The sequence below is a fragment of the Vibrio sp. TRT 1302 genome, from assembly GCF_050113875.1.
GTDB lineage: Bacteria > Pseudomonadota > Gammaproteobacteria > Enterobacterales > Vibrionaceae > Vibrio.
The window spans coordinates 456,325-469,137 of record NZ_JBNJOF010000002.1 but is presented as its reverse complement, the minus strand read 5'-3'; the positions used below and the strand labels follow the sequence as shown (position 1 = coordinate 469,137).

At 45.4% G+C, this 12,813-nt stretch carries 7 protein-coding genes; 3 read left to right on the top strand and 4 right to left on the bottom strand.

Annotated elements, in window-relative coordinates:
* Positions 1–30 precede the first annotated feature (30 nt).
* Complete coding sequence (locus tag ACQEXP_RS04875) at positions 31–2,502, bottom strand: EAL domain-containing protein (RefSeq protein ID WP_426968509.1); 2,472 nt, start codon at positions 2,500–2,502, stop codon at positions 31–33.
* Positions 2,503–2,555: 53 nt separating this feature from the next.
* On the bottom strand, positions 2,556–5,024 hold the full coding sequence (locus ACQEXP_RS04870; protein ID WP_426968507.1) for an EAL domain-containing protein: 2,469 nt from the start codon (positions 5,022–5,024) through the stop codon (positions 2,556–2,558).
* Between the two features lie 203 nt (positions 5,025–5,227).
* Between ACQEXP_RS04870 and ACQEXP_RS04865 the strand changes: the two genes are divergently transcribed.
* Positions 5,228–7,522, top strand: a complete 2,295-nt coding sequence (locus tag ACQEXP_RS04865; RefSeq protein ID WP_269375931.1) for a YgiQ family radical SAM protein — start codon at positions 5,228–5,230, stop codon at positions 7,520–7,522.
* A 64-nt stretch (positions 7,523–7,586) separates the two neighbouring features.
* Here the strand turns inward: ACQEXP_RS04865 and serC are convergent, their stop codons facing one another.
* Both serC and ACQEXP_RS04855 read right to left on the bottom strand, forming a co-directional pair.
* Positions 7,587–8,669, bottom strand: a complete 1,083-nt coding sequence (serC, locus tag ACQEXP_RS04860) for a 3-phosphoserine/phosphohydroxythreonine transaminase (protein ID WP_426968505.1) — start codon at positions 8,667–8,669, stop codon at positions 7,587–7,589.
* A 124-nt stretch (positions 8,670–8,793) separates the two neighbouring features.
* Entirely contained in the window at positions 8,794–10,059 is a 1,266-nt protein-coding gene (locus tag ACQEXP_RS04855; protein WP_426968504.1) for a DUF945 family protein, read from the bottom strand.
* Between the two features lie 173 nt (positions 10,060–10,232).
* Between ACQEXP_RS04855 and ACQEXP_RS04850 the strand changes: the two genes are divergently transcribed.
* Together ACQEXP_RS04850 and ACQEXP_RS04845 are read left to right on the top strand one after the other, a co-directional pair.
* The gene (locus ACQEXP_RS04850) at positions 10,233–12,185 is read left to right on the top strand and encodes an ATP-binding protein (RefSeq protein WP_426968502.1); all 1,953 of its coding nucleotides are present in this window, start codon (positions 10,233–10,235) and stop codon (positions 12,183–12,185) included.
* Positions 12,182–12,679, top strand: a complete 498-nt coding sequence (locus ACQEXP_RS04845; RefSeq protein ID WP_426968500.1) for a response regulator — start codon at positions 12,182–12,184, stop codon at positions 12,677–12,679. Before ACQEXP_RS04850 ends, ACQEXP_RS04845 begins: the two co-directional genes overlap by 4 nt.
* Positions 12,680–12,813: the final 134 nt, after the last annotated feature.

The window sequence follows — 12,813 nt, the reverse complement described above, 5'->3', positions numbered from 1 at the left end:
TGGATGCGGATAATAGCAGACTGAACAATTTTAGCCATTGGCGAAATGTTCTAAAATGTCTTGATTGGTGACGATGCCCAAATACTCTCCCGAATCATTCACCACCAGCCAAGGAGGTTTGATGCCCGATTTGATGATGTCAGAAATCTCGCTAAGCGGTGTCTGATGCCGAATAGTATGGAGATTGGTTCGCATCACTCGGTTGAGTGTTTTTTTGCAAATCGACAAATCTTTGCTGGTTTCAAGTTTTGTCCCTAATGTCGGTGACAAATGGTAATTGAGCTCTTCTCGTCCAACGACACCAACGCACATTTTTCGATCTAGGATAGGGATGAAATCGATGCGGTATTGATCAGAGTTCAACAGGGCTCTCGCCCTTTCGATGTTGTCATTGGGAGCAAGACTCGGGATATGAATCTGAGTGATACTCAGTATCCCAGACTGCCTTGCGTGATCTGAGCCTGATAGGAACGATTCCAGTCTATCGTAATAACCCCATGCATTTTCTAATTGCTCTAAAGGCAATGGTTTAGAGAAAAAGTACCCCTGGATATAGTCCACGCCTAAACCGCACACCACTTTCAGCTCATCAAGCGTCTCAACGCCCTCCGCTACCACTTTTACATTCAGCGTATGTGCCAGTTGGGTGATCATTTTTACGATAAAGAATTTGTGTGTCCCATGTTTAAGGTCCTTCACAAACTCACGGTCAATCTTGAGAATATCGAAGTTGCAATCACTGAGGTAAGCAAAAGAGCTGTAACCGGTGCCGAAGTCATCGATCGCAACACTCACCCCTCTCCGACGTATATTACGGATTAACGATGACTGTCGAGATTCACTATCGAAATAGGCACTTTCCGTTAATTCTATGGTGACCGTCTCTGGTCTATTCGCATATTGATGAATGAGAGAATCAGCGCTGCGTAGTACTTCATCCACTTCTAGCTTAGTGTTTAACGAACGATTAATGGTTACACCTAGTTGGTGACCAAAACGTTCCTGAATAATATTCAAATCATGCAGTGCTTTCTTACCCACGCACCAATCTAGATCCGACACCAAATCAAGGTCTTCCGCTATCATCACCATTTCTTGGGTATTAAGAATCTTACCGTTATTCGCTTTAAAACGACTAAGCGCCTCAAACTTCACAATATCCCAATTTTTTACATCTATGATTGGCTGATAATAGACTTCTATATTTTGCGTACGGATCAGTTTCTCGGCCCACTCTTCCAGTTCTTTGCGCCGTAAAACCTCTTTGTGTAAAGCGCCATGGTAAAAAGTAATCTGTCCGCGCTGCTCTGAGGTTTGTTCCAGCATCGCCTGTACCGCATGAGAGACCAGCAACTTAGGGTTATGGGTATCGTGGCCTAATACAGAAACCCCGACACTACCGTTAATGATGGCACTGTGTATGGTTCTGCCTGCCGACTGATTGAGAGAGGCAAAGAAACGGCGTATGGTCTGATGAATCATCCGTATCTGAGCGGGCCCCGTGACCTTGTCACACTCTAAGCAAGCGACGAAATGGTTACTACCTAAATAGCCCACAAACTTAGCAACCTTGTTGTTGGTAAGATGCTCAGACAGCATCGACTTGAGTTCAAAATCATCAACCTGACCAAAACTTGGACGAAAGGCGACCACCATATGGATATTGGGTTCAGCACTCTCCATCCATTGCTGGGTAATGGAGCGAACAAACTGCTTTTCAGTTGGCAATTGAGTGAGCAACTCAACGCCCCCCAGTTCAACGTCGGCAATCCGGTAAAGGTTGTTGGAAAGATCAAGGTATACACCAAGATAGAATATTCCCTCGACAAGGATAATTTTCTGTAAGGTTAAGTCTTGAGGATAGGTTTTACCGCGAGATGATTGAATAAGAACGACACCAGACCAACTGCCCTCCGTGTCGACTTGCTGCCATATCTTCTGATAAAAGCTCCCGCTGTGCTTGTCCGAATTTAGCAGATCCATTGGTCGACCAACCAATTGTTGGTTACTGTAACTGGCGTGTTCTAGGAAGTAATCATTGCACACCACGATGTTACGCTGTTCGTCTGCCAAAACGACACCGTGATGAGGGTTATTAAACAGTTGTTCAAATAGAGCACTTAACGTTGATGTCGTCGCATGAACAAACAGTAGCGGAGTCAGGGTTCCAATTACAAGCCTGTGGCTTTCACCACGAAAACTTAACTCTGCATAGCAGCACTGATCATCACTAAGTTGTAGACAACAACAAAAACGATGTTTGCTCTGGTATTTACATGCTTGAGCCAATAACGCTAACAGTTCCGTTTGATCGTGATAGCTCATGCAAGGCAGTAGTACGTTGCCCGTTAAAGTTGGAAGGTCTGAATTCAGCAGTTGGCGGCACAAATCTTCATCAATTTGCAATTGATGATGCTCAGTATCCCACTGCCATTCAAGTTGCGTACTCGTTATCTGCTCGTCTGCCTTAAAATCACGTACGGAGCCTAACTCCCTGTACATAGACTCATCCTATCGTTGAGCAATCCCTAATATTAAAGTTAGAACAAACTCAACTAAGTGACAGATTTATTATTAGCAAGAAAGCTAAGCGCGGCTAGTGGGCCAACTAAACCTTTAAAATGACCATACTCATCCACCAAACACCAAGGGAACGGCCTATTTTGTTTGACGAGACTCGCTACCTTAGCTTGTGGGGTATGCCAATCAATTTCAGTGATAACCGGCAACATAATGCGGTTAGCAGGTTTGTTCCAGTATGCATGCTCCTTAGTCGATTCATGGTCAGTACCCATGTTGGATGTCAAATGCAGGTTCATGCTTGGTCGATCGATATATCCGACACAAATCTTATCTTCTATGATAGGCAAGTAGTCCACTTCTGTATCAGAAAAGTATTGATAAATCAGCGACAGTGGCTCTCCAGGATCAATATGATGTGTAGAATGCGCAAGGTGGATTATTGAGCTAGGAGAGGCTTGAACCTCACTCTCATCTTGTTGAAATAAGTGATTGATAGAAGTCAGTTCAGCTAAGGGTAACGGTTTTGAAAAGTAATAACCCTGAACGAATTCGACACCAAGATCATACAACACATCTAACTCTTGTTGGGTTTCTACACCCTCTGCTATCACTTTTAAGTTAAGGCGTTTCGCGAGCTGAATTAAAGCGACAACAATTTCGTATTGCCGTGTTTGTAACGACAGGTGTTGGATAAATTCACGATCAATTTTGAGAATATCGAAGTAACTCTCTTTTAAATATTTAAATGACGCGCAACCGGTACCAAAATCATCCACAGCGATTTGTACGCCCGCGTCACGAAGCAAACCCAGCAAATGTTTATTGTGGCTATTGCTGCGAAAAAAAGCGCTTTCCGTAAATTCGAGCGTCAGTAATTCAGGATCCATCTTCTGTTTATCTAGAATAATCGCTGCTCGTTGCAGGATATCGCTCAGCTCTATGGTACTTCTCAGTGAACGATTGACCGAGACCGCCACATGCTCACCAAATTTTTTCTGCAATTCTGGTAATTGCTCAAGGGCCGACAGCAAGACCAGATCATCAAGTTCAACAACCTTGTCTAACTCTTCAACCACTTCGACTAACTCTTGAGTTGACGCTTCAAACTCGTCGCTATGTGGAAAACGGCACAAGGCTTCAAACTTGTCGATCCGACGACGCTGAATATCAACAATCGGTTGGAAATAGACATCCACTTTCCCTTGCTCAAGGCTATGTAAAACATGGTGTTCAAGCAGTTTCTTACGCTCCACCTGACGATGAATTTCTCGATCATAGAAATTTATTCGTCGCGTTTGACCCGAATGAAGCTCTAACAGAGCTTGGTAGGCATGAGATACCAACTGGTTCGGCTGAGTTGCATCTACATTCCACACTGACACCCCAGTGACTCCAGCTTTAAGCGCCAATGCGACCGATGCTTGGGCGTGCTTAAAACTTTGAAACAGTTGGGTAATTGACCGCCCGATGTCACTTGCAACCTGCTGGGACAACTGCACATCAACGGCTAAGCACACAACGAAGCAATCACTGCCTAGATAACCACTTGCGAGAACATGGCTATTGTCTTTGAGGTAACTCGCGAATTGGCGCTTCGTTTCCTGCGCAGAGTTTGGTTTGAACTTCGGCTGAATCGCTAGTACCACGACGCCTCTTAGTGGGTCAGTATCGGAGCAATACTCTTTTAAACGGGAGAGAAATACCTCCTTGCTGGGCAGTTGGGTCAGCAGATCAACTCCACCCGACTCTAAATCTTCAAGCCGCTCGAGTTCACTGGAAAGATCAGAGGAGAAGCCAACGTAATAGACCTGACCATCAGTAAAATGAATCTTTTGAATCGTCAGTTCGTGGGGAAAAGCTTCGCCGTTGGCATGACGAGACAAAATGATGCCTTTCCAGAATCCTTGCTCATGAACTTGTGTCCACATCTCTTGGTAATATGCTTCGCTGTGTTCACCCGCATTGAAGATCTGCGTGCGTAGCCCGACCAACTCATTGCGTAAGTACCCCGTCAACGTTTCAAAGTAGTGATTGCAGGCAAGGATTCTAGTGTCGCTATCAGTGACGAGAATTCCGTGATGAGCATTTTCAAATAACGCATAAAACAGATCGGCGGCTTCATGTTCGGTTGGCAAAATGAGGCAAGGTGACAATGTTCCCCTCAATTCATGAGCGCTAATGCTGTCAATAGCGATTTCGACATAGGCAAACAGGTGAGGTTCAGTGAATAGACAGCAATGGGCATAGGTGCGTTCTTGACTGTTAATGGCCGTTTGAAACGCCTCTTTGACAATAACCTGCTGTGGCTTGGGTAAAAGCCGAAATAGCGTTCGAGCGGTCAAATTACTCGTGCCATCTCCCACGAGTAGCGCTTTTACCTGACTGTCACACTCAAAAACTTGTGTTTTCAAGTTTAGATACCAATCGTAAATCGCGTATTTTGAAGATGCAGCTAGATCATTGATTAAGCGACCATTTCTATCGGAGTCATTCACTACCATAACCACCTATTTTCATAACAGCTTTAACGTCTAATATAGCTGGAGTCGCATAATCAATACGTTAATGAGATAACACTTTGGTCAATCAGTGCCCCATCAAGAAAATCCTCCTCCTCGGTGGCTTAATAGACTTAGTTATAATGAGGTAGATAGTCGCCCTTCAAGTCGCTATAATTCGCGCTCCTTGGCACTGAGAGCAAAATATGTACAGCAATATCACTCCTATTCACGAGCACAAAAAATATTGGGCAGAATGCTTTGGCACTGCGCCATTCCTGCCGACCAATCGTAAGGAAATGGATGCCCTAGGATGGGACAGCTGTGACATTATCATCGTAACGGGTGATGCGTACGTCGACCACCCAAGCTTTGGTATGGCGATTATTGGCCGTCTTCTTGAAGCCCAAGGGTTTCGAGTCGGTATTATCGCTCAACCAGAGTGGCACAATAAAGATGCCTTTACTGCTCTTGGCAAACCAAACCTATTCTTTGGTATCACTGCTGGCAACATGGATTCGATGATCAACCGTTATACGGCTGATCGTAAACTGCGCCATGATGACGCCTACACACCAAACAACGAAGGGGGCAAACGCCCAGACCGTGCGACACTCGTCTACTCGCAGCGCTGTCGTGAAGCCTACAAAGGGGTGCCTATCGTATTGGGCGGAATCGAAGCCAGTCTGCGTCGCCTCGCGCATTATGATTATTGGTCTGACAAAGTACGCCGCTCTGTCCTGTTTGACGCTAAAGCAGACATCCTATTGTTTGGTAACGCAGAACGTGCTTTGGTCGAAGTCGCACATCGACTAGCGGATGGTGAAGAGATCGCCAGCATGACCAACATTCGTGGTACTGCCGTCAGCCTTCCTGCAGAACCAGAAGGTTACACAGTGATCGACTCTTCGCGTATCGAGAAGCCGCGTAAAGAAGCCTTTATTCCGCCTAACCCTTATGCGGTTGAGGAACAATGTGATACTAAGGCGAAGGCGCAAGAGTCTGAAGCCAAGCCGATTACCATCCGACCATCTCGTCACGATGCAGCCACGACGGCGGTACGTATCCCACCGTTCGAGAAACTCAATAATGACCGTATTCTTTACGCTCATGCCAGTCGAATCATGCACCTTGAAACTAACCCGTATTCGGGTCGTGCATTGATTCAACGCCACGGTGATCGCGAACTTTGGGTCAATCAAGCGCCAATTCCACTAACAACGGAAGAAATGGATTACGTCTTTGGGCTGCCTTACGCACGTGTTCCGCACCCAATGTACGGCAAAGCGAAGATTCCAGCCTACGATATGATTAAAACCTCGGTAAACATCATGCGAGGCTGTTTTGGCGGCTGTTCATTCTGTTCTATCACCGAACACGAAGGTCGAATTATTCAGAACCGTTCACAAGAATCGATTCTTAACGAGTTAGAAGAAATTCGCGACAAAGTTCCTGGATTTACTGGCACAATCTCCGACCTTGGCGGCCCAACGGCCAACATGTATCGCCTAGGTTGTAGTGATCCAAAAGCGGAAGCGAATTGTCGTCGTCCGTCATGTGTTTTCCCTGGTATCTGTAACAAACTGAATACCGACCATAAACACACCATTGATCTCTATCGCGCTGCCCGCAAAGTTCAGGGTATCAACAAGGTGATGATCGCGTCGGGCGTTCGTTATGATCTTGCGATTGAATCTCCTGAATATGTGCGTGAGCTGGTGACCCATCACGTGGGTGGTTATCTGAAAATCGCTCCAGAACACACCGAAAAAGGTCCGCTGGATTTGATGATGAAGCCAGGCATGGGAGCCTATGACCGTTTCAAAGAGATGTTTGAGAAATACAGCGCAGAAGCAGGTAAAAAACAATACCTTATCCCGTACTTTATTTCTGCACACCCTGGCACGGAAGACGAAGACATGCTGAATCTCGCGCTATGGCTGAAAAAGAACAACTTTGAATGTGACCAAGTACAAAACTTCTATCCATCGCCGATGTGTAATGCGACGTCTATGTACTACTCAGAGACCAACCCTCTAAAACGCGTCAAATACAAAAAGCGTGAAGAGGTTCCTGTCGCGAAAGGTGAACGTCAACGTCGTCTCCACAAAGCATTGCTACGCTATCATGATCCAGCAAACTGGCCATTGATTCGTGAAGCACTGGTAAACATGGGTAAAAAGCACCTCATTGGTGACAAACCAGGTTGTCTGGTACCAGAGGAAGATATCGAGGCTAAAACCCCAGCTCAGCGCCGTAAGTCAGGTCGACACGGTTCACAACGTTTTGCCACTAAGCATACCAAGAGTCAACCTGGCTTTGAAAAGCTGCAAGGCGAGCAACGTGGACAAGGCAAAGGCCAATCAGCGAATAACAAAGGTGGTTCAGCGCCAAAGCGCAATGGTAAACCGGATAGCAAACCGAGTAACAACCGCGGCGGTAAGCCTGCGGCAAGTCACGCGGGTAAGCCACCAGCAGGACGTAAGCCAAAACGCCGCTAACGACAGTTTCCAGATACAAAAAGGGCCTAACGTCGATTCGTTAGGCCCTTTTTTTCATTCTTGATTACGCGTTTTCAGCTTCAAACTCTTTCATAAAGTCTACCAATGCCTGCACACCTTCTAAAGGCATAGCATTGTAGATAGAAGCACGCATGCCACCCGAAACTCGGTGACCTTTGAGTGCCACCATTCCGCGCTCTGCTGCCTGCTGCAAAAACAACCCATCAAGCTCTGGCTTAGCTAGCTGGAAAGGAACATTCATACGCGAGCGGTTGTTCGGATGCACATTGTTAATGTAGAAATCTGAACCATCAATTTGATTGTAAAGCAGCGCCGCCTTCTCTTGGTTTACTTTTTCGACTTCAGCCACACCGCCCTGCTCTTTCAGCCATTTGAAAACCAAGCCAGACAAGTACCAAGCATAGGTCGGAGGCGTATTAAACATCGAATCTTTTTCCGCCAATACTTTGTAATTCATAAAGCTCGGAACGACGTTGCTCGCTAGCTCTAATAAGTCATCTCGAACAATGGCAATACAGATACCAGCAGGGCCGATGTTTTTCTGGGCGCCTGCATAGATCACCCCATACTTAGAGACATCGATTTGGCGCGAAAGAATATTCGATGACATATCGGCAACAATTGGCTTATCTGTTGTTGGTAAGTCACTGATTTCGATACCATCGATAGTTTCATTTGGACAGAAATGAACATAGGCTGCATCAGGAGCAATTTGCCATTCAGAAGCAGGCAACACCGCCGTTTTACCGTCAATGTCTGTTTTCGCCACAAAAGTATCAACTTGGCAATACTTTTGCGCTTCATCGATAGCGCTCTCAGCCCAGTAACCAGCATCTATGTAGGTCGCTTTGTTGGCTTCACCTAACAAGTTAAGTGGTACGGCAGCAAACTGCGCACGTGCTCCACCTTGGCAGAAAAGAACTTTGTAGTTGTCAGGAATGTTTAGCAAATCGCGGAGATCCTGTTCAGCCTCTTCCGCAACTTTGATGAACTCTTTACTACGGTGACTGATTTCCATCACCGACGTACCTAGGTCATTCCAATCGACAAATTCTTGTTGTGCTTTTTGCATCACCTCTTTAGGCAGTGCTGCGGGGCCTGCGCTAAAGTTGAAAACCTTGCTCATCTATACTTTCCTTGCATATGCTTTTATAAGAGATTGATCGATTAATACCATGTTTTTTGCTTGATAAAAAGCAAGAAAAGAGGTCTTAAGACCTCTTTTCTCTCTAAGCAATTAAATTTTGCAATTACGGCGCCATCAATGCGGGTAGAAGCAACGCCATTAGAGGAATTTGCTGTCCGTTAGCGAACACTAAATTACCTTCTTTCAGCTCCGCTTTAATCTGGTAGCCCTTCTCCGTTTCTTTAATCAGTTCCATCACCATCGCTTCATCAATGCCTTGCTGGATAAAGGGGTACTGAGTAACTAAACCATTAGAAAAGAAGGTGTCTAGGTCGCCAGTTAGCGCAGGCAAAATCATGGCTGGATTCTGTGTAACGTTGTCAGTCCCTTGAGGAACAGTTATCTGCCATTTAGACTCAAATTCACTCTCATCGCCTAACTTAACTGCCATTTTGTTCATTGCAAGGTAAAAACCTTTTGAGAATAAACTTTCTACATATGGTACCGCGGCATCAATGTCCGCATTGGTTGGCATTGGGTTGTTCTGATAGAGGTTGACCAAATGCTCAAAAGCAACACTATCTAAGCCGCCAAACGCTAGGTCAACTGACACACTCTCCACACCACCATCGACAGTCACTAGATCTCTTAAATCGACAACATGTTGACTGCTGACCGTTTTTTCCACGTCGTCAAATGAGCTTGTGAAAGTATACTGGCTGTCGCTAAGGCTAAATAGCGGCGACTGATCCACATCTAGGATGGACGCAGCTGCCACTTTTAGCGTCTGTTCGCCAATCCAAAAGCTGTTAATTTTCTTTCCTTCACCTTGACCCGACAATCCAGAAAGCAGCACTTTTTCACCAGAATTGAAGTCAACCTCTACCGAAGGAACACTTAACTGATAGGTTAAATCACCCAATACGCTGATATGCCCTTTCAGCGTTGATGCAGTCACAGAAACGATAGCCCCATCCGGTCCTTCAGAAACCTGATTCCAGTTGGCCATTGATAAGACGTAATCGGTATTGCCGTTGAGTTGAGTGACTGTGTTTAGAGTCAATGGCAGTTCTGGCTGGTTATCAATGACCGATTCCGCTTTAAGATTAAATAAACCATGGCTTACATGACTGTTAAGCACAACCTCGGTTGGCAAACCGTCGACAGCAAGCTGCTCAGCTAAGGTTGGATCAAGAACCGTATAGCGAGTTTTTACCGTAGATGATAAGTAGCCTCTGTCATACTCTACGATTTCTGCTTTTATGGAATCACTATTAAGGTGAGCGATACCATCACTAATAACGGCTTGTCCAATCTGACCGACAGCAAGTGGCCAACATAATCCAAGTACAACAGCACCGCCTATGGCAGCAATTTTTTTAAGTTCCATGGTATAAATTTCTTAAACTTCGATTTCATCCAGTCTACACGAAAAAACATTGAGATAAATCAGAGTATTGGCTTTCTATTAAAAACATCAGAAATTCTCATACCTAGCTCTCAATACCATTTTTTCAACCTTGATACAGTTATCCCTGTGGATTTTCAAATTGTAGCTTACTCGTGAATCATTTTGCCGTACTCTGTTTAGATAACAACCCAATCAGCATCGAGCAGCTGAGACGTGAACTCAGCCCGCTTTCTGCCAAATTCGACCTGCATACCGCCGACTCGCTCGACGAGGCTCACGCAGCTCTTGAGTATTGCCTAGAGCAGAACCAAACCGTCGCACTTGTCATTGCTAGTCACCATGAAAACTTCAACGGCGCTGACTTTCTTATCCAGCTCGACAAAAACAGTCACACCCAACGAGCACGTAAAATCTTAATTAGCTGCGGACAGGATATTCAGGCTATCTTGTCAGCGGTGAATGATGGTCGACTAGACCACTGCTTAACCAAACCGTTGCAAGACAATCTCGTTCACCAGATCGCGCAGAAAGAACTGACGACGTTTATTCTACAAAACGATAAAGATAACTTGCTCGCGTATAGTCTGGTGCTCGACCAGCATCGACTGCTACGAGCCCACATCGAACAGAAGATGCGCAGCTATCGAGAAGGTTTTATTACCGATCATCATAGCCTTTCCGATCAACAATTAGCCCAACAGGTCACCACCGCACTGCTTGAATTCTTTGCCGATCAAGATGAAAGTCGGGCGATAAGAACCTACTCACCAGATCACTTACTGACCAAAGAAGGTGAAGAGAACCAGTTCCTATGGTTCATAACCAAAGGTCAGGTTGCCCTGTATAAAAAAGATGATATTGGGCGTCAGAGAGAAGTGGTTAGACACTCACAGGGGAATATTGTCGGTGGTATGTCTTTTGTGACCGGAGAGCCTTCATTCTCAACCGCAGTCACACTCTCACAGACTGAAGTGATTAAGTTAGATCGAGAAGTGTTTGGTAAGGTCATGCACTCCAATATGACGCTGTTACCCCTCTTTACTAACTTGCTGCTTCGCCACTTTAACCGCCGACTACAGCGCAGCATTAACACCAAATTAGAGTTACAAAAAACGCTTGAATCGTTAGAGCTTGCCCACCAGCAACTCATTGAACGTGAGAAAATGGCAATGTTGGGGCAACTTGTCGCAGGTGTCGCCCACGAACTCAACAATCCAGTTGCCGCAATACTGCGCGGCACCGACCTCTTGACCGAAAAGATGCAACATCTGGTCGACGTTCATTCAATTGATGACATTGGGCTCGAAGGTATCTCAGTCCTCAAACAAGGGCTAACTCAACGCCCGCGTTCAACCGCAACCGAACGAGCCATAGTTCGCGATGTTGAAGCTTTAGTCAGCCACCGAAGAATCGCTAAAAAACTGGTGAAGCTCGGTTTAGAAACACAAACCAATTGGCACGATCTGGCTCAAAAAGATCCTGAACGAGCCTTAGAGCAACTTGAAAAGTTAGAAGATTATTATCTGGCGGGGTCGACACTGCGCTCCATCAATGTCTGTGCAGGAAGAATCGCAGATATGGTTAAAAGCCTCAAAGGGTACGCGCGCCCCGACGACGAGCGCTTTCATCTCGCTGATATTCACGAAGGCATAGAAGACACACTGACCATTTTCGAGAACAAACTCAAATTTCATTCAGTTGAGCGTCATTATGCTGACATTCCGACAATTCAATGCCTACCGATTGCATTGCAGCAAGTCTGGACCAATCTCATTTCCAATGCCATTGATGCTTTTCCCCAACAAGGCGTATTGAGGATTGAGACACAAAATACCCACCACTCAGATCAAGACTGGGTTGTGGTGACATTTACCGATAACGGCTGTGGCATCCCCCACTCTGTTAAGAATCAAATGTTCGATCTCAACTTTACCACCAAGAAAGAAGGCAATTTTGGCTTGGGTATTGGATTATCCGTCTGCCAGCAAATTGTCCATCAGCACGGCGGTAGAATAGAGGTCGAGTCTGTTGAAAACCAATTTACGTCAATGTCAGTTTGGCTACCCTGCCGTCAACTGGCGATTTCGCCAAGGAGTCCCGAATGAACAAATACCTAATCTTATGTGTCGATGATGAACGAGAAGTATTGGACAGCGTCATTCAAGACTTAGACTGCTTCGAAGAGCACTTTATACTCGAACCGGCTGAGTCGGTAAAAGAGGCTAAGGATATCATCCATGAAGCACTGCAAGAAGACGTAAAACTGGCGCTGATCTTGTGTGACCACATCATGCCTGAACAAACGGGCATACAATTTCTTATCGAGTTGAATGATGACCCTCAAACCAAGGCCACACGCAAGTTGCTACTAACCGGACAAGCGGGTTTGGAAGACACCGTTGAAGCGATCAATCACTCCAGCCTAGATTTTTACATTGCTAAACCTTGGCGTGGTGATGAGCTACGCAAAGTGATTAAAGACCAGTTGACTACCTATATCATCGACAACGAATCTAACTTGATGCCTTGGGCGTCGGCTTTAGATACTGAAAGAGTGTTTGAAGCTATGGCTAAAAATCGCCTCGAATTTGGTGAATAAATAATCATTTATGGCACACAGATTGCTTATAGGTATAAATAACGACAAAACAATGACATTTTTATAGTGACCATTGCTATGATGCATTATCATGTCGTAATTAATGTCATAGCGCTTGTGTCGCTAAAGACCAA